This is a genomic window from Pseudomonas sp. IPO3747 (assembly GCF_013385245.1).
Lineage (GTDB): Bacteria > Pseudomonadota > Gammaproteobacteria > Pseudomonadales > Pseudomonadaceae > Aquipseudomonas > Aquipseudomonas edaphica.
The window spans coordinates 225,989-243,087 of record NZ_JACAQL010000001.1; the positions used below are offsets into that span (position 1 = coordinate 225,989).

19 protein-coding genes, 1 pseudogene and 1 riboswitch are annotated in these 17,099 nt (G+C 49.9%); of the genes and pseudogenes, 12 read left to right on the forward strand and 8 right to left on the reverse strand.

Features of this window, described 5'->3' with window-relative positions; all coding sequences use genetic code 11:
- Positions 1-4: 4 nt before the first annotated feature.
- The 3 genes from HX790_RS00880 (at position 5) to HX790_RS00890 (ending at position 2,554) form a co-directional block, all read left to right on the forward strand.
- Positions 5-799 (forward strand): aminoglycoside phosphotransferase family protein, encoded by a 795-nt coding sequence (locus HX790_RS00880; protein ID WP_176991122.1) that lies wholly within the window; start codon positions 5-7, stop codon positions 797-799.
- Between the two features lie 86 nt (positions 800-885).
- On the forward strand, positions 886-1,851 hold the full coding sequence (locus tag HX790_RS00885) for a tetratricopeptide repeat protein (RefSeq protein WP_176991123.1): 966 nt from the start codon (positions 886-888) through the stop codon (positions 1,849-1,851).
- Between the two features lie 217 nt (positions 1,852-2,068).
- A complete protein-coding gene (locus HX790_RS00890) occupies positions 2,069-2,554 on the forward strand; it encodes a MarR family winged helix-turn-helix transcriptional regulator (RefSeq protein ID WP_176991124.1) in 486 nt (161 codons plus the stop codon).
- Here HX790_RS00890 and HX790_RS00895 read toward each other — a convergent pair.
- The 4 genes from HX790_RS00895 to HX790_RS00910 all read right to left on the reverse strand — a co-directional run bounded on the left by HX790_RS00895 (position 2,546) and on the right by HX790_RS00910 (position 6,053).
- Positions 2,546-2,956 carry an ester cyclase gene (locus HX790_RS00895; RefSeq protein WP_176991125.1) on the reverse strand — a complete coding sequence of 137 codons (411 nt, stop codon included), beginning with the start codon at positions 2,954-2,956 and terminating at the stop codon, positions 2,546-2,548. The genes HX790_RS00890 and HX790_RS00895 overlap by 9 nt on opposite strands.
- Before the next feature lie 231 nt (positions 2,957-3,187).
- The gene (locus HX790_RS00900) at positions 3,188-4,402 is read right to left on the reverse strand and encodes an aldose 1-epimerase family protein (protein ID WP_176991126.1); all 1,215 of its coding nucleotides are present in this window, start codon (positions 4,400-4,402) and stop codon (positions 3,188-3,190) included.
- Between the two features lie 436 nt (positions 4,403-4,838).
- Positions 4,839-5,303, reverse strand: coding sequence for a hypothetical protein (locus HX790_RS00905; protein WP_176991127.1), 465 nt, complete (start codon positions 5,301-5,303; stop codon positions 4,839-4,841).
- A 138-nt stretch (positions 5,304-5,441) separates the two neighbouring features.
- Entirely contained in the window at positions 5,442-6,053 is a 612-nt protein-coding gene (locus tag HX790_RS00910) for a DUF6037 family protein (protein WP_176991128.1), read from the reverse strand.
- 225 nt (positions 6,054-6,278) lie between these two features.
- Between HX790_RS00910 and HX790_RS00915 the strand changes: the two genes are divergently transcribed.
- Positions 6,279-6,674 carry a site-specific integrase gene (locus tag HX790_RS00915; RefSeq protein WP_218174635.1) on the forward strand — a complete coding sequence of 132 codons (396 nt, stop codon included), beginning with the start codon at positions 6,279-6,281 and terminating at the stop codon, positions 6,672-6,674.
- Here the strand turns inward: HX790_RS00915 and HX790_RS00920 are convergent.
- From HX790_RS00920 to HX790_RS00935, 4 genes and pseudogenes are all read right to left on the reverse strand, one after another.
- Positions 6,664-7,536, reverse strand: coding sequence for a restriction endonuclease (locus tag HX790_RS00920; protein WP_176991129.1), 873 nt, complete (start codon positions 7,534-7,536; stop codon positions 6,664-6,666). The two genes, HX790_RS00915 and HX790_RS00920, sit on opposite strands and share 11 nt — an antisense overlap.
- Before the next feature lie 79 nt (positions 7,537-7,615).
- Positions 7,616-9,277: a P-loop ATPase, Sll1717 family gene (locus HX790_RS00925; protein WP_176991130.1), complete on the reverse strand. Its 1,662-nt coding sequence runs from the start codon at positions 9,275-9,277 to the stop codon at positions 7,616-7,618.
- A 35-nt stretch (positions 9,278-9,312) separates the two neighbouring features.
- On the reverse strand, positions 9,313-10,200 hold the full coding sequence (locus HX790_RS00930; protein ID WP_176991131.1) for a TIR domain-containing protein: 888 nt from the start codon (positions 10,198-10,200) through the stop codon (positions 9,313-9,315).
- Positions 10,201-10,578: 378 nt separating this feature from the next.
- A pseudogene (locus HX790_RS00935) lies at positions 10,579-11,454 on the reverse strand (IS3 family transposase); the annotation flags it as partial.
- A 167-nt stretch (positions 11,455-11,621) separates the two neighbouring features.
- On the opposite strand from HX790_RS00935, the gene HX790_RS00940 reads away from it, so the two are divergent.
- The 8 genes from HX790_RS00940 (at position 11,622) to ppa (ending at position 17,086) form a co-directional block, all read left to right on the forward strand.
- On the forward strand, positions 11,622-11,945 hold the full coding sequence (locus HX790_RS00940) for a DUF190 domain-containing protein (RefSeq protein ID WP_012723172.1): 324 nt from the start codon (positions 11,622-11,624) through the stop codon (positions 11,943-11,945).
- A 95-nt stretch (positions 11,946-12,040) separates the two neighbouring features.
- A riboswitch (Fluoride riboswitch) is annotated at positions 12,041-12,113 on the forward strand.
- Between the two features lie 80 nt (positions 12,114-12,193).
- Positions 12,194-13,540 (forward strand): voltage-gated chloride channel family protein, encoded by a 1,347-nt coding sequence (locus HX790_RS00945; RefSeq protein ID WP_012723171.1) that lies wholly within the window; start codon positions 12,194-12,196, stop codon positions 13,538-13,540.
- The gene (locus HX790_RS00950; RefSeq protein WP_012723170.1) at positions 13,537-13,902 is read left to right on the forward strand and encodes a hypothetical protein; all 366 of its coding nucleotides are present in this window, start codon (positions 13,537-13,539) and stop codon (positions 13,900-13,902) included. The genes HX790_RS00945 and HX790_RS00950 overlap by 4 nt, the downstream gene beginning before the upstream one ends.
- 83 nt (positions 13,903-13,985) lie before the next feature.
- The gene (locus tag HX790_RS00955) at positions 13,986-14,309 is read left to right on the forward strand and encodes a DUF190 domain-containing protein (RefSeq protein ID WP_012723169.1); all 324 of its coding nucleotides are present in this window, start codon (positions 13,986-13,988) and stop codon (positions 14,307-14,309) included.
- 42 nt (positions 14,310-14,351) lie between these two features.
- The gene (locus HX790_RS00960; RefSeq protein ID WP_012723168.1) at positions 14,352-14,618 is read left to right on the forward strand and encodes a hypothetical protein; all 267 of its coding nucleotides are present in this window, start codon (positions 14,352-14,354) and stop codon (positions 14,616-14,618) included.
- 103 nt (positions 14,619-14,721) lie between these two features.
- Entirely contained in the window at positions 14,722-15,063 is a 342-nt protein-coding gene (locus HX790_RS00965) for a hypothetical protein (protein ID WP_032657050.1), read from the forward strand.
- 73 nt (positions 15,064-15,136) lie between these two features.
- A complete protein-coding gene (eno, locus tag HX790_RS00970; protein WP_012723166.1) occupies positions 15,137-16,420 on the forward strand; it encodes a phosphopyruvate hydratase in 1,284 nt (427 codons plus the stop codon).
- A 114-nt stretch (positions 16,421-16,534) separates the two neighbouring features.
- On the forward strand, positions 16,535-17,086 hold the full coding sequence (ppa, locus tag HX790_RS00975; RefSeq protein ID WP_012723165.1) for an inorganic diphosphatase: 552 nt from the start codon (positions 16,535-16,537) through the stop codon (positions 17,084-17,086).
- Positions 17,087-17,099 lie beyond the last annotated feature (13 nt).

The window sequence follows — 17,099 nt, forward strand, 5'->3', positions numbered from 1 at the left end:
GCTGATGTTTGATCAATACTTGAAACGATGGGAGTTGACGATCGACGGTGACGCTTTCGGCTCACTGAATGGCAACCTACTACCTGTTCGTCACCATGGCATGCCAGCCATGCTCAAAATCTCGCAAGAGCCGGAGGAGCAAGCAGGCAATTTACTCATGGCTTGGTGGGACGGTGAAGGGGCGGCGCCCGTGCTGGCACATGATGGCGAGGCCTTACTGATGGAGCGCGCGATCAGCCCGATCTCACTTACGCAAATGGTGAACTGCGGCGAGGACGACGAGGCTACTCGCATACTCTGTGCTGTGGCTGGCCGCCTTCACACACCCCTTGCAAAACCGGCTCCTGCTTTAGTCCCACTGGAGCTACGGTTCGAAGCCTTATGGAGCGCGGCGGCAACGCACCGAGGGGTCTTTGAACAATGCGCCAAAACGGCTCGCGAACTTCTGGATGCCCCGCGTGACATCAGGGTATTGCATGGGGATATCCACCACGGCAATGTGTTGGACTTCGGAGCTAAGGGGTGGCTCGCTATCGACCCTAAGGGACTCTACGGTGAGCGCGGCTTCGATTACGCGAATATTTTCTGCAATCCCGATAGCAAAAGCGCTTTGGCGCCAAGTTGTTTCGCGCGCCGGATCGGTATCGTGACACAAGCCTCCAACATTGATCGACACCGGTTATTGCAATGGGTGCTTGCCTGGGCCGGATTGTCAGCAGCCTGGATGCTCGAGGACAACATGGAGCTGGATACCCCCATTGGCGTGGCAAAGCTTGCAGCGTTGGCCCTAGACTTGTGACTTTTACGGCCGGGCAAGGCCAGCATCATTTTTTGTCAGTGTTGGGTTGGTTGTGCCCGTTCTGCGTTTCAAACAAAAGGACTTCCATGCACATTCGTGGGCTCAAGGCTCTATTACCGTTACCACTGCTCTTCATCATGTTTTGTGCTGAAGCTGCCTCCGTAGTGGCGAGCGACAAAGTAGTAAGCCTTTTCGAGGCGGAACAATACCAGGCGACCATTGAGGAAGCGGACCGCGTGCTTGAAACCGACCCCGACAACTCCGAGGTATTGAATATCAAGGCGCTGGCAGTCTACGTGCTAGGCGATGACCGCACCGCGATCCACCTGGTCACCCAGGCACTAGAGGCGGCCAAACAAAACGGGCAGGCATCCATCGCGCAACAGGCGACCTACTGGAACAACCTCGGCTATTTCCACGAACGACAACGCAATCTCGAAATTGCTCTTGGCTACTATGAAAAAGCCTTGAAAATGCGCCTCGCGGTACTCGCCGCAGATGACCTGCAGATTGCCGACAGCTACAACAACATCGGTACCGCGCAGAGCAAACTGGGCAGGTATGAAGAGGGTTTCGAAAACCTGCGCAAAAATATCGCGTTAAGAAAGCGGCTGGGAGAACACGACGCTTCGGTAGCCACCGCCCTGAACAATCTGGGAAACGCCTATAACGTCCAGGGCAACCACAAGGCCGCGTTGCCGCTTTTTCAACAAGCACTGGATATCGACATGGCCCTGCGTGGCCCCAACCATCCCACGGTCGCCATCCGCTGGAACAACCTCGGCGACGCCTATCGCGGCCTGGGCCAGTACGACAAAGCTGAAGCCTTTTTGACTAAGGCCCTGAACAGTGACCGCGCAACGTTCGGAGAGAACCACCCCAAGGTGATTTTGCGCTACTTCAACCTTGCAAGAGTTTATGAGGCTCAAGGCGACACCGCCAAGGCGCGCGATGCGTATACAAAAGCGCTTCAGCTACTCAGGCAGGTCGACCCCGATGATGCTGCGCAAATTCGCTACTTCGAGGAAAAACTGCGAACGCTGGAAGGCTAGTGCAGGAGCGACTGCGGGAGGTCTTCGGCAACGTCAATTCACTCGGTAATGTCGGCAGCCCCCAACAATCGGTGCTTACGCCTCGGTCGGTTACGGCCCATTGTGACTGGCTGAAACCGGCCCAAAAGCAGTCGTTGACGATGGACAGCTCCTGATCAGAAGCGGTCATTCTGAACTCATGTATGCTCGTCTGCTCAACCACATCTGAGAAAGCCCATTGTCCTCCCCTTCAGAATCTCCCAATCATCACTCTGCTTCTTTTGAAGAGACCGTTGAACAGTTAGCCGAAGATCTGCGAAGAGTAGTCGGCAATCTTGTCCGGGAAGTGCGCAGTGGGTCGGACACACCGTCCTCGGCACAATCTGAAACGCTAGGTTTGCTTGACCGTCATGGCCCCGCGAGCATAAGCGCGCTTGCTGCACATCGTCACGTCAAGCATCAAAGCATGCGGCTGGTTATCGCCCAGTTGGAGCAGCAGCAGCGGGTTACACGAGGTCCTGATCCGAGCGATGCACGAAAGCAGCTCTTTGAGCTGACGCACGCTGGTCGAGCTGCGCTTGAACACAGTCGTCTTCAGCGCAGTGACTGGCTGGCACGCCAGCTTAAGGAAAAAACCACCGCGTCACAGCTGCAAACACTCGAAGCTGCGGTCAGAATCCTGGAGCAATTGATTGCCGCCGCCCCAAACGGTCAATCAACCTGAGCGCAAAGCCGCCAGCACACTCGGCAACGAATTGACGCCCCAGTGCTCGACATATTGGCCGTTGCGGATGCGAACGATGTCGATGATATCAATGGACACTGCACGTCCCGTTGCCTGTATACCGGCAATCACCCCGGAGTGGCGGCCGGTAATGCGCTTTCGGGTCGTCACCTTGTCTTCTTCAGCGACCTGATCCAGCACCTCGACCTGGAGGTCGGACAAGCCCGGATGCAGAACATTGTGAAAGGTATGCCATAGACCTTCCCGACCGCCGTCTTGCCCCGCCGCCGCTGAATGGTTTATGAAATCTTGCGCCACGAGCACTTCAAATTCGTGGCGGTCGCAGTTCTCAATAACCTTCTGATTGAAACGACGGACGATAGCTTTGTTCACTGCTGACATAACGCCACCTGATGCTTGAATGCGTAGAATCCCGAATATATACAGTTAGACTGTACATATCCAGAGCATCAGTGAGCGCTGTCCGGTGACATCCGCAGGGCATTGATCTATTGCTGCCAGTCGCAGGCCCAAGGTCGCGCGCTCGCGGGCGGACCTTGAACAAGCCAACGGAATCAGACGCGACACTTGGCCGAGGAGCTGCAATATCGGCCGACAATGCTCCAGCCGGTGTCACTCCTTGGTCAGATCAACCAACGGCGTCTGCCGCACTTCAGTCTCCCGCCCATCCTGAATCTCGCTCACCTGCTTCAAGGCCTTATCCACCGCGGCCTTATCCGCTAACAAGCTGTAGCTGATGCGGAACTGCTTGTGTTCCTTGGGCCCAATTGTCGGAACCAGGTTCAGTGGCCGCTGGTAACGGCGGTTGTAGGAAAAACTTGTCCCCGGCTCCAGCCCCGTGACATAGCCCTGGCCTTGGGTATCGGTGTTTTTCCACAGGGAAAACACCGGCAGTGTCTGGGTATTGAAGCCGACCGAAACGCCCAGGCTGCCGGCCTTGTTATGCAACACGGTCAACGTATCGCCCTTGGCATCGGCATACGGCACCACGTTGTAAACCGTTTCGTCGTAGTCCTTGGTCGGTGCGCGGTAGGTTTGCCAGTCGGGCAGATCGCCCTTGGCCTTGTCGTTGAACGGCGACACCTGTTTCACCGGCGCGACGAAACGAGCGCCCTGCTCCAGGAACGGGGTGCTGAAGTTGCTGTGATACAGCGCCTGGTATTCCTTCGGATAGTCGCCGTTGTTGGTCAGGGTATCGTTGAGCGCGAACACGACGCTGCCGGGTTCGGTGACCAGTTCGGTCGCGACCGAGAAGTCGACCTTCTTGAACGCCTGCTCTTTCAATTCGCCGCGCAGGGTGATGGAGTACGGTGGTTTTTCGTCGATATGCAGGGTGACTTTATTCGCAGGAATGTTGGCGGCCCGACCGTGCAGGGTCAGCAGTTCGCCGTTGTCGACGCCGGGGTGGCCGACCCATTCGTATCCGCAGCGGGCGACCAGTTCATTGAAACCTTCCAACCAGCCCAGACCACCGCGGCCATTGAGTTCAATGAAGGACGGATTGACCACTTCCTTGACCGGAGAATCCCAGCCCATGCGCACACTGCCGACCGAGGCCTGCAAGACGTTCATGCCGCGAGTCGGCACTACCGAGAGTTTCATGGTGCCGTTATCAATGTCGACGATGCTGACGCCCTCCTGCCGACCGCCGTGCAAGGTGCGCAGGGTAACGCTGAAGGGCTTGTCGGTTTTTATTCCGAGTTGCTGGCTGGTGATCTGCCAGCTCTGGGCGGCTTTGTCGGTGTCGAGCAGAACGTAATCCCAGGCCATGGCGTGGGAGGCAGCGGACAGTGCGCTGAGGGCAACGAAGAGTTTGAGCGGGGTCATGGCGACAGCCTTTCTTGGAGTTGTGCCATTTTTATAAACTTGATGAAACGTTTCAGCAAGCTAAAAATAGGGTTAACGCCGATGAGGTTGGCTGCGTGCAGTGGGCGTAAGGCAAAAAGCGGTAATGTCGCTGATAGCCGCTTGCAGCCCTTCTTTACAGTCAGCAATCGGCCAAGAGCAGACCGCTGGCGCGGTTCTGGCTTAGTCCGATATTCAATGCTCTTAGCATGCGATTGCATATCTAAAGTCATTCTGATTTATTGCTTATAAGTTCCTTTTGCCTGCCCTCCATGACTTTCCAGAAAGTGGCGCTTTCTGCTGCCTGTTGAAATACTAACGTTTGGTTAAGGGGCGGGCTTTAGCCCATTCCGGTGAGCGAAGCAAGCGGTTTAAACCAGTTGTTAGACTCGCCTAACCTGAGCTCTACTAAGTTCTTTTATTTTGCCGTTGATAGTTTCTGGAAAATAAATTTTGCGGATGCCAAGTGCTGTTCGCTAATGGTTACTATACAATCTCGATCCGTCTCTGTATTGCTCTCATTAAGAACGGGAGAACATTTCAGTAATACAGGTTTTCCTTCGTAGCTCAGCTCTATACTCTGAGTGGTCTCGCTAATAAGTGCCTTCATAAATTTACGATTCCACGGACCAAAACTAATGACAGGTTCACCTTGCATCCAGAAGCCCGAGGTTGGTTCCCTACGAAGCGTACCGACAATGCGCTCGCCATTGATAAAGTTGGCGTCCTCATAATAGTAGATTAGATCTGTTTTACTTGCGTCAATTGTGACCGGCCCATGAATTGTCCAAATTTCGGGTTCATAGCCTACGCAGCCGAAAAATAGTAAGGTGGTTGATGCTAGTGCTATGAGACGAATTGTTCTCATCAATTTAATATGCATGGTAAAAGTTTGCGGGTGTTCTGGTTGCCCTGAGAGCCTAGCGCCGTCATAAGTTGCGAAAAAGGCTTGGCTAAAATTAGCGCAAGCCGAGCTTTTGCGTCCGCTCTTGATGGCATTGTTATATTCAAAATCTCGAAATCATCTGTTAGAAAAATTCTGAATTATTACTGCATCAGACTTGTGATCATTAGTGTCGATTGAGTAGCAAAAGCTTATCGATTGATCTCCACTGAACTCCTGGTACAAAGTAGGTCTTAGAAGTCTAGTTTTATTGTCATTGAACACTGTTCTTGTTCGCCCATCTTGATTTCTCATAACACCATAACAGTAGCGCTTTTTAGGATCTTGGCTATCACTCTTTGATAGAGACTCAACCATTGCATCCTCAATCCGGGGTGGTTTACCTAAATTTATGTGAGCTGGAATAAATTGAGCAAAGTATTCATTAAACTGACTCAATATATCCCCAAGGTTTTCACCATACTCTATATTAAAAAACTCTCTCAACAGTTTCAACCCAATAAGAAAACCATTTGCATTAACAGCTGAAACTAGTCGTTCATTAATGTTTTTACTCTTCAGAATCTCTACTTTTATCAGAGCGTATTTCGGCCTTCTTTCTCCTTTTTCGTACAATTTTGCTAAGACAATGTAGTCGCGGCTTTTGTAATTGAAAGGGAAGCCTTCTATAGTCCAGCCGTTTTCAATCATGTCCGTTTTTAATAAATTAAAATTTTCAAATACACTCATCTTTTTACTCTTATTGATCAATTAGACCTACTGTACAGAATAGAATACACCTATTAGTAGGTGGCACGATTCCTATGGAATATGACAGTTGAGTGGGTCGACGGCTTTATGATTGCATATTAGTGACTTCTTCATAACAACACCTCGCCCGGTGGATTCAATACGTAAATTCTCTCTATAAAACAATTAGTTATCTTGTTGCTATTGCATGCAACCTGTATTCGCTTGACTTTTTCTTTTTATGCAAAAAAAATACAGCATGAATGCGATATAGACAAGACACGCCTGCGAGAACAGTTTCTTAACGTTATTGGGGTAAATCACTACAGCATTCGCACCGAGAAGACCTACTGGTACTGGATACGCTATTTCCTGCGCTACCATCGGAGGCGTCACCCTCTGGAGATGGGGCCAGCGGAAGTTAGCGAGTTTCTTACCTGGCTGGCCCTCAGTCTTCACCCGTTTCATCTTGGAGCTGGGAGCAAGGAGCTATTTAATAGTACCTTGCTTCCAAACGGTTTCAAGTCATCCGTAAACGTCCACTCTCGGCCAGAAGCGGACATTCAGTCTCTCTTTGTCTCACCCTTCAACGAAGCGAAACACCATACTGCTAGCGACTAGATAACTCACGTCTCGCCTTCCAACGGTCTGTGATTACCGTTGCCAATATTGATCCTGCTACTCCGAATAAAAAACCAAAAAAATAGTTTAGAGCGGTATCCGTTGCAGTTTGTGAATTCACCGCTTTATTTATTTGCTCTAGCTGCTCAGATGTAATCGCTTTTAGTTTGAGCGCAGCCTCATAATCACGTTTTATTTGCGCGGATTCGTCGGATGTGGCCTGCAGCTCTTTCTTTAACGCGTCTAAGTTACGCTCCATTTGCTTGAGGCCTTGTAAATTAGTCTCAACAGACTGAATCTGACTCTCGAACGAACTTTTCTCTTTCTCCTCGACAAGTGGAATCATGGTAAATAGTAGTGATAATACTGATGCGAGTATCCCTGCGAAGCTAGTTGCAACAGCTACACGACGCTGAAAAATTTTCTGGGAGACGCTCTTAAAATATCTGTTAGCTATTTTAGGGTGTTTCAGGAGCAGCTGAAACACCTCTTGCTGACCTAGCAACTGTATGTTGAATTTAGAATCGCTAATAATTCCAGCGTGGGTTGCTCGCCTTTGCTCAGCAGTAATAGGCGCAGACGTAACGAAAACATACTCATCAAAATGTAAATTGCTTTTGGAGAGGCTATCAACAAAAAAATCAACAATTTCAGGATGAAAAGCTTTCCTATGTTTAATTTCGACGGCCACCGTGCTGCATATTCCGCTCGCAACTGGTTTCTCGCCGAAAACATCAAACCATCGGTTCTTATCATCATGGATTAAACGATAGCTTCCACCCTCCGCAGTAAACACATCGAGGCAAAGTTTCTCGAAGTCTTGCGGGCTCAATTCAAAGATGGGAAACAGTTTATTTGTCACGTCAAGGCTCATGAAAATATATTAAGATTTATACTATGTAATGCCTCTAAAAATGGCTACTGATCAGCACCATTCACTCTTAATCAATCAACTCTTGATCGAAAACCTCATGCTGCTCAACAATTATATCAAGAGATCGGTAGAGCATTTTATGAACCTTGAAATGTTCCGCTCTTTTTATTTCACCCCTTGTAGCGGACGATTGGTCTACATAAGACCAAATATAGGTATCCACGGAGCTTGCTTTCAAACCTACTGCTCCAACCCTATATAAACATGAAAGCATAGCGATTAGTAAATCAGATTCTTTTATATTACTGTTAGGTTCGTAATACTTCTTTACTGTTGTAACGCACGGATCTCGAAGGTCTCCGGCACTCAATCCGATCATTACCTCTTCTAAAACCGTATCTTTTACCATAGATTTGGAAAAAGTTGCTTTAATGTTTCGTAGGACTTCGACTGTTTCATCAAAACTCGGGAAAACGTTCCCCCATTCTTCTTTTAAAGATTTCAGCCGCTTTTCAGAGTATTGGGCTTCGGCTGCAAGTAGAGCTCTCCAAGATATTCTCTCGCGTTCGTAAGCAATCGCGAAGCATTCGTTAATAAATTGAAGAACATCCCTGGGCCGTCTTAGGGTCCTTTCAATTATGAAATCAATTGCTGTTTGCCCGCCGCCTTTTCTCGGCTTAGGAAAGAGATCATTAATGGTTACCATTTGTTTTGTATATTGACTTTTAAACACCTCGTTTATTCGCAACTCAACCATTCTAGCCAAGTCCTCAGCCGACCATTTAAGACTCATCAAGTAAGACTCATATTTTTCTTGCTGAAATCCTGAGTCTCGAGTTCTATCAAAAACTTGATCTAACAGGTCTTCTCTCAACGCTGCAATTACCTTGACTTGCCTTATCTTTCTAAAGCTTTTAATTTCCTCTATCAGCGCCCTAATAAATCTAACTCTCGTCTCAGTTGCGGCCCACTCTTCATCCAAATGATCTATAAGGATGAAGAATTTCTTTTGCGGATCCGAGAAAGAATGCTCTGACAATAATTCCAGAATCTCATTAAGTTTTCTGATTTGTAAGCTGCTTACTACCTGACTGGCTCTCTGCCTAACTTCCGTGCGTTCTTGCTCAGATAGTTTTAACGCCCCATCGGACGAAAGATTAATTCCGGCATACTTCAAACCTATTGAGCTTTTCGTATCAGTTTCGAGTTTTTTTGTAATCTCTCTTAAGTGCTCATCGGTGTCCAACCAGAAATTATTCCCCCACTCGTTAAAATATTCAATTGCTTTTCTTTTTGTAACATCTCTATTGAATGAATTGAAAAGGCCGTCGATAAAGCCTTTGCTATCATTCTCGGATTTTATGTCATATCGAAGCTTAAGAAATTCTACTGTAAGTACATGCCGCCATAGGAGGCGATAAAACAAATCAAGACTTACGCCCAAAGTGTCGAAAAACTGAACAATATCAGAACTTTCCAAAAACCTAATCGATACATCATTTGGATCCAGCCTCACATGCTTCTGTGTCGTCTGGGCAATTTTATAAAGAAGAGCACTCTTTCCCGACCCAGTTCGTCCGAGAACAATGGATGCAGGGGAGTCGACATCCATGATCTGCGCTAAATAGCCATTATCTACAAAACACTTGTTGAGCAGGTCAGTGTCGGCCTCTGCATCAAGCGCACCAACTTTGAGATTTCTTGTTATTTTCAAGTTCTTTTCATCCATGACACTCAACCCTATTTTTTAGTTATTCGAAAGAGTTAAGAAATAGTATATCCTGATGCTTTCAAGTCTTTAATTATACTATAAGCAACTTCTTCGATACCTTTGTCAAATTTTTTATAAATAATTCCATTGACATCGCTTGGCAGTGAAACATTACCTGTGTATAGACAGCAAACTCTTGAGCGCCCGAATTTACCTATAAAGTAACCAAACTCAAATATTACATTCGCGCGAGCTCTAAATTCCTTACTGCGCTCCGAGTCGGGCTTTTCCTCATCAGCAACTAGGTATGCAACTTCATCAGGCGTCAACAAAATAAATACATAGCCGACATCGCTGTGTTTCTCAAATTTTTCAATAATCGTCATCCCTTCATCAGCTTGCCTGTGAAGTACCACAGGTTCCAAACCTATTTCATGCAAAAAAACTTCGAGACTGGTTTTGGAGACTTCATCACGACCGTGAACTACAAATACTTTTTTAGTTCGAGTCTGTTTTTCAGAGGGGATATCGCTTTGCGTACTCAAATCAGAAGCTTTGGTTTCGTCGATAGGGATCAACTCTATTCTTTCAATAATTGAGTCGACCCGATGAATCTTGTTATCAACTCTTTTGAAAGCATCCGCGATTTTTTCACCTAGCGATGATTCTCGCATGGCAATCGCCGCCACACCATAATGGCTATACTCTTTCGCTAGTTCGTCAGTACTGAAGAGTTGCTTCAATAATTCTTTATTGAAAGCATCCCATTTCTGATAGTCCTTCAATAACAAGTCATATGCTTCTCGGGTGTCAACTTTCCTTTGCTTGAGTGCTAGACCTTTTTCAATTCGCTCTCCCAACCTATTTTTTGCTTCGTCACGCGGTTGAATTAGCTTTAAAGGCATAGGAGTGGCTTGTTGAGTTACGCGCTTTGTGGCCATGATTTTCCTTGAGAGAGAAGCAGTAAGACTTCAACACACTAGCAAACTGACATCACCTAATCTATAGACTCGTTACCTTAAAAAAAAGCTATTTATTTTCAACGAGTTAGATACTTATTTCAGAAATTTACGTACGTGTTTTTTTCTAAGTTAACCTTTTGACAAAGTTCTGGACATTGGCCAAGTGAAAAAAACGGTACCGCGCTGGAAGGTTTAGCCTGTTTTTTCAAGCGTTGCCAGTCGTCCGCTATTGGCCGTTTGCTGCCGCTCAAGTTCGGTGGAGCCGGGAATTTGAGCCTCATAATTCGGGACAGACGTCGACCACTTTTTGTCAAAAATGTCCGCAAACCGCTGTAGAACCTAATGCAAATGTAGTGGTCAACTAATCCCGGACACGACGTTAAGTTTTTCCTCGGCCCGCGCTGGAGCCAACCCATCGTTGAATTGATGAGGCCTAATCCAGTTGTAGCGATGCATCAAAAAGTGGCTGATGTCGCGCTGTGCTTCCTGTGCAGTTCGATAGCCCACGGTCGGTATCCATTCTGTTTTCAAGCTGCGAAATACGCGCTCCATCGGTGCGTTATCCCAGCAGTTTCCTCGTCGACTCATGCTCTGGCGCATGCGGTATCGCCACAACCGCTGACGAAAGAGTCGGCTTGCATATTGCGATCCCTGGTCCGAGTGAAATAGCAGGTCCGAAGGCCTGCCACGTTGCTCGTAAGCCATATCCAGCGCTTTGATCACCAGCTCAGCGTCTGGCTTTTCCGACAGCGCCCAGCCCACGATCCGACGCGTACAAAGATCCAGGACGACAGCCAGGTAATGCCACTTTCCTTGCGCCCAAATGTAGGTGATATCGCCGCACCAGACTTGATTGGGCGCTGGCACGTCGAACTCGCGGTTCAATGTGTTCGGGATATCCAGTCTTTCTACTGTTGCTCGCTTGTAGGCATGGAAGCCGGGTTGTTTGCTGACTAAATCAAGCTCGCGCATCAAGCTACGCACTTTGAATCGACCGAGTTGCTCACCGTCTTCACGCATCAGCGACAGGATGCTGCGACTGCCCGCAGAGCTGCGACTTTGCGAGAACAGCTCACTGACGCGACTACGCAATCGAAGCCGTTCAACATCCGGCGTGCGGCGCCGCAGGCGCTGGGCGTAGTAACACGAGCGAGTGACGTCAAACACCTTGCACAGCCAATCAACCGGCTCATGGGCGCTCAACTGGTCAATCAGCGCGAACGCTCGTGATCTTTGGGCAATTGCATGAACTTGACCAGCCATTTGCATTCGACTTGACCAGTCGTTTGCATCCGACTTGACCAGTGCGCATGATGCCAGTGTGAATCCTGCCCGGGTGGCAATGACGGCTGCCGGGCTTCTGTCCTATCAAATAATCAGCACGCGCTTAGGAGAGGAACATGAAAGGTTTTCTGGTCACTTTCTTTACTCAACAGAATCGTCGCTATCAGGGAAAGATGCTCGGCGACTGGATCGTTGATTTGGCGAAAGAAATGGGACTGCGGGGTGCGACTCTGTCCACAGGTATCGAAGGCTTTGGGCATACCGGCCGGCTGCATTCCTCGCATTTTTTTGAACTAGCGGATCAGCCTACCGAAATTCGTATGGCCATTACCGAGGACGAATCTGTGCAGTTATTCAAGCGATTGGAGCTTGAAGATATCTCGTTATTTTACATAAAAACCCCAGTTGAGATGGGCTTCGCCGGAACAGAAGTCACCTAGTCTGGCCTGCTTTCATAAGCGGTGACTCGAAGACGCCTACGCTTGCCTCGTGCTCCGAAACACGATTTTACATTTTGGACAGAGCTCGCTAAGATCGGCTCATTGGAGATGGCATTCCTCCATTAACCAACCGCTGTGCCCGTAGCAGCTGATGATGCCTACAGAAACCTGATCAACCAGGTCTGTAGGCGTTCGCGCCCAGAATCCCCTTTTTGGTCAGGCCCACTTACATTTTTGTGGCTGGCCAAATGTCTAAATTTCGACGACCTGAACAACTCGACTTACTGCCCTATATTGCGAAATGGCTTGCGCTTGCTGGTCTTGTAGCTCTTTTGGCAGGCTCTGCCTCTGCGTTATTCCTCCTTTCTTTGGATCATGCCACCCAGTGGCGAGAAGCCCATCCCTGGGTGCTCTGGCTCCTGCCAGTTGCTGGCTTTGCCGTGGGACTTGCGTATCACCTGATAGGCAAACCAGTTGATGCCGGAAACAACCTGATCATCGATGAGATCCACGATCCTAAAAAGACTATTCCCTTGCGCATGGTGCCGATGGTGCTAATCGGAACCGTGGTTTCCCACCTCTTCGGTGCATCTGTGGGACGTGAGGGAACGGCGGTGCAGATGGGCGGCGCTCTTGCGGATCAATTGACGCATGTCTTTCGGCTACGCCGCGAAGATCGCCGGGTGATTCTCATGGCCGGTATCAGTGCTGGCTTTGCGTCCGTCTTCGGCACCCCTCTTGCCGGGGCTTTGTTCGGACTTGAAGTGTTGGCCATCGGACGCATGCGTTACGACGCGCTTTTCCCTTGCGTGGTTGCGGCAATCGTTGCTGACCAGGTGGGGAAAGCCTGGGGAGTGGTTCATACGCATTACGTCATTGGCGAAGTGGTTCCCGTGCAGCTCTGGAGCGTCATGGCTGTGGTCGCCGCTGGGATTATCTTCGGCCTCACTGGCCTGCTATTCGCGACGACCACCCATAAGCTAGGGGCTTTCGTTAAACGACTTATCTCCTATTCGCCATTACGACCATTCGCCGGCGGCCTTCTGATCGCAGTGGCAGTGTGGGCGCTTGGTAGCAACCATTACACCGATGTCGATAAGTACATCGGACTGGGGATTCCGAGCATCGTCCAATCCTTTCAAATGCCAATGGCTCCTTGGGACTGGCTTGGAAAGATGTTGTTCACCGTTGTCTCCCTGGGGACTGGATTCAAGGGCGGCGAAGTCACTCCGCTGTTTTACATTGGAGCCACCTTGGGGAACGCGCTAGCGCCCCTCTTACATCTTCCCTTCGGCATGCTGGCTGGTATCGGTTTTGTCGCTGTCTTCGCTGGTGCAGCTAATACGCCACTGGCAACCATTGTCATGGCCATGGAGCTCTTCGGGCCTGAAATTGCTCCGCTTGCAGCCATTGCCTGTATCGCAAGTTACCTCGTATCCGGGCATACCGGGATCTATCACGCCCAGCGCGTCGGTCACAGCAAGCATCACCGTCCTCTGCCGAAGGAAATCCGGCTCTCCGATATCAAGCAATTTCATGCTCAAAGTGAATCCGCCAGCGAGCGCAAAGTGACTTTTATTGGGGAAGAGAAATGACCGAACATCGCCAAGATCGCCTGACAGCTTTGCAGCTCTATTTCCCTGGCGCTAGTCGGGCTCGAGTTACAAATTTCTGGCATCACCTGAGTGCGCCCGCACTTGCCCAACACCTTCTTAAAGTCGCGCAGAAAGCCAAGATTGATCAGGTCATGCTCAAACCGATTTCTGCGGGCTATTTGACGGGCCATCGCATTTCCCATCATCACCCGGAGCTTGGTGATATGCGTCATCCGCAGTGTCTGGAATTGCTGGATACAGAGGTCAAGCTGCGCACCTTCCTGCGCGACCACGCTGACGAGTTGCGCAAGGTGCGAGCAGTTCTTCTCTTATGCGAGTTACCGCTCAGTGAAGCCTTGTAATTCAGTTCGAAGAAACAGTTCGCAAATGAAGAGGCATAGCCGACTAACCGTTGGTCGCTCTCGCCACATTAGAGGATGTTGCCATGAATGGCTTTCAACTGACGTTTTTCACTGAACAGAGTACCAACTACCAGCATCTTCCACTCGGGGAGTGGCTGGTTGAGTTCGCCAAACGAGAGGGCATGTTGGGAGCGACGCTGGTGAGCGGTACGGAAGGCCTGGATCATTTAGGACATTTGCATACCGCGCATTTCCTCAGCGGTGCTGATCATCCGGTCACAGTGACGATATCCACTGATGAGCCCGGGTGCGAGAAGTTGCTGGAAGCATTGGCCAAGGAGGCGTTTTCGCTGAGCTTTATCAAATTGCCCATCGAGTACGGTCGAGTGGGCCAGGCGAAAAGCTGAAAACCACGGTTTGTTGGACAACCAGTAAAAAGGATAAACGCCATGTACCGAATTTATAACCTGCGTCCACAGCCAGCCCCCGTCAACTGGGCTCGTGACAACAGGCCGCTCCTCGTAGGACTGGTTTTTTGGGCGCTTTTTTTGGCGGGCATTGCAGGCAGCCAAAAGGTATCGAGCGAGGGTTGGTACATCGTCACCTCGCTCGAAGGCGCCTTGGTCACGATGCGCATGCCCAGTGAGAAATCCTGCAAGGCAGACGTGACCATCACCTGCGTACCTGGCTACGAGCTGAGAGCACAGCAACGTTGAACGTTACGAGCGCGATGGTGGTGGGCAATCCAAAGATGAGATTGCGAAATGGAACTCACCGACGTCGGCTCATCAAAACCACTTTAGAGAAATGGGATACCACATGAGCGCAGTGATGCTGAGCATCGTATTCGGGCTTGTGATGGGCAGGCTTTTTACAGGATCCGTCTATGAATTCGTCGCGCTTTTCATCGTAAGCATTGGAGTGTCGTTGCTGACGTTTCATCTGCTAGATCAAAGGCGGGCCATGCTACAAGCCCAGACTGCGTACTGCTGTTCTGTGATGGTTGCGTCAAACCAAATGCTGGAGCTTTTCCAGATGGCAAAGGGAGGGCAATTCATGCCCTTGGTGGGAGAGATTCCTGAGCTAATTATTGGAGGCTTCTTGGTTCCCGCAATTGCGGTGTCGGCAGTGCAGCTGTTCAGAATACTCATGGAGAGCTGACTTCCGAAATCGAGGCCTCTCGACTTATTCACATGGTTAATGACGTTCCCGAATCGTCCCTTGGAGAAAATCAATGAAAACGCAAATCCAGGCTATTCATGCACGTGAAATTCTCGATTCACGCGGTAACCCTACCGTTGAAGTCGACGTCACCTTGGAGTGCGGAACACTGGGCCGGGCTTCAGTCCCGTCCGGTGCCTCTACAGGCGCTCACGAAGCTGTTGAGTTGCGTGACCATGATCCAAAGAGGTATTCCGGCAGAGGAGTGTTAAAGGCCGTTAGCAATGTGAATACCGAAATACTTGAGTCTCTGAGAGGCCAGGATGCAGTTGACCAGGAACAGATTGATCATCTGATGATTAAGCTGGATGGAACACCTGATAAGTCTAGGCTTGGAGGAAACGCCATCTTGGGCGTCAGCCTCGCCGTAGCCAGAGCGTCGGCTTCTGCGATGAAAGTGCCCTTGTTCCAATATCTGGGCGGCGAGCAAGCAGCAAGAATGCCCGTCCCAATGTTCAATATTCTCAATGGCGGTGTTCACGCAAACTGGCAAGGCCCTGACTTCCAAGAATTTATGATTGCACCTACAGGGGCTGGCAGTTTCAAGGAAGCCTTGCGTTGGGGCGCTGAGGTGTACCACGAGCTGAAAGCGGTGCTTAAGGACGCCGGCTACTCAACAGCGGTCGGAGATGAAGGCGGCTTTGCGCCGACGCTCAAGAAAAACTCAGATGCCATTGAGCTGATCATTAAGGCAATTGAAAGGGCCGGTTATACCCCTGGATCTCAGATCGAGATCGCTATCGACCCAGCATCCAGCGGTTTCTATGAGAACGGTCTTTACCATCTGCGCTCTGAAGGTCGTAAGGTCGATGCTCAAGAGCTGATTAGTCTCTATTCCTCCTGGGTCGACAAGTACCCGATTGCGGTACTGGAAGATGGCCTCGCGGAAGACGATTGGTCGGGCTGGAAGCAATTGAATGCTGCGCTGGGTAACCGGATCGAGTTGGTTGGAGATGACCTGTTTGTCACCAACGTCGAACGGATTCAACGAGGCATCAAAGAAAACGTCGCCAATGCTGTACTGATTAAACCCAATCAAATCGGAACCCTGACTGAGACCAAAGCCGCCATCGTAATGGCTTACGGGGCAAATTGGGGAGCTATGGTTTCTCATCGTAGCGGGGAGACTGTAGACAGCTTCATCGCAGATCTGACTGTTGCCATGGGTACTGGCCATCTCAAGACGGGCGCTCCATGTCGAGGGGAGCGGGTCGAGAAATACAATCAGTTTCTGAGAATAGAAGAGCATCTTGGCAGCCATGCGTTTTATGCAGGACATGATGCATTCGTGCGCTGACGGCCTATAGCCGGTAAACCTGTTGTACTGGTTACCGTAAAAAACGAACCACATATCGCTGTTGGCAAAAACGTCAGTGGCATTGGCCTTTCCTAGACGCTTGGAGATATGAGCATGAGCTACACGGATATTCCAGCTGGTAACGCGATCCCCGATGACTTCTTCACCGTTATCGAGATTCCTGCAAACCACTCGCCGATCAAGTACGAGGTGGACAAGCCGAGTGGACAAATTTTCGTAGACCGCTTCCTCAGCACGCCCATGTTCTATCCGGCCAACTACGGGTTCATTCCAAATACGTTGAGCGATGACGGAGACCCGTTGGACGTCTTGGTGATTTGCCCTTACCCGGTATCGCCTGGCGTTGTCATTCGTAGTCGCCCGGTTGGCGTGATGTACATGACGGACGAAGCTGGAGCGGATGCCAAGGTGATCGCGGTGCCTCATGAAAAACTAAGCTCTGTGTACAGCAACATAAAGGAATTCTCTGACCTCCCTGCATTACTCCTCGCACAGATCCAGCACTTCTTCGAAAGCTACAAGGCATTGGAGCCGGGTAAGTGGGTAAAGATGGGCCGTTGGGGGAGCGCAGATGAGGCCCGAGAAGAGATTCGCAAATCGGTAGCTACGTATAAACCAAAAAAGGGGGACCACTCGCCACATTAAAGGATGTGGCCAC

Coding starts and splice junctions, on each gene's coding strand:
- HX790_RS00930 (WP_176991131.1), bottom strand. CDS start 10,200: ATGGCCACAAAGCGCGTAACTCAACAAGCCACTCCTATGCCTTTAAAG.
- HX790_RS00895 (WP_176991125.1), bottom strand. CDS start 2,956: ATGTCAGCAGTGAACAAAGCTATCGTCCGTCGTTTCAATCAGAAGGTT.
- HX790_RS00910 (WP_176991128.1), bottom strand. CDS start 6,053: ATGAGTGTATTTGAAAATTTTAATTTATTAAAAACGGACATGATTGAA.
- HX790_RS00885 (WP_176991123.1), top strand. CDS start 886: ATGCACATTCGTGGGCTCAAGGCTCTATTACCGTTACCACTGCTCTTC.
- HX790_RS00905 (WP_176991127.1), bottom strand. CDS start 5,303: ATGCATATTAAATTGATGAGAACAATTCGTCTCATAGCACTAGCATCA.
- ppa (WP_012723165.1), top strand. CDS start 16,535: ATGAGCTACACGGATATTCCAGCTGGTAACGCGATCCCCGATGACTTC.
- HX790_RS00945 (WP_012723171.1), top strand. CDS start 12,194: ATGTCTAAATTTCGACGACCTGAACAACTCGACTTACTGCCCTATATT.
- HX790_RS00880 (WP_176991122.1), top strand. CDS start 5: ATGTTTGATCAATACTTGAAACGATGGGAGTTGACGATCGACGGTGAC.
- eno (WP_012723166.1), top strand. CDS start 15,137: ATGAAAACGCAAATCCAGGCTATTCATGCACGTGAAATTCTCGATTCA.
- HX790_RS00900 (WP_176991126.1), bottom strand. CDS start 4,402: ATGACCCCGCTCAAACTCTTCGTTGCCCTCAGCGCACTGTCCGCTGCC.
- HX790_RS00965 (WP_032657050.1), top strand. CDS start 14,722: ATGAGCGCAGTGATGCTGAGCATCGTATTCGGGCTTGTGATGGGCAGG.
- HX790_RS00925 (WP_176991130.1), bottom strand. CDS start 9,277: ATGGATGAAAAGAACTTGAAAATAACAAGAAATCTCAAAGTTGGTGCG.
- HX790_RS00955 (WP_012723169.1), top strand. CDS start 13,986: ATGAATGGCTTTCAACTGACGTTTTTCACTGAACAGAGTACCAACTAC.
- HX790_RS00950 (WP_012723170.1), top strand. CDS start 13,537: ATGACCGAACATCGCCAAGATCGCCTGACAGCTTTGCAGCTCTATTTC.
- HX790_RS00960 (WP_012723168.1), top strand. CDS start 14,352: ATGTACCGAATTTATAACCTGCGTCCACAGCCAGCCCCCGTCAACTGG.
- HX790_RS00940 (WP_012723172.1), top strand. CDS start 11,622: ATGAAAGGTTTTCTGGTCACTTTCTTTACTCAACAGAATCGTCGCTAT.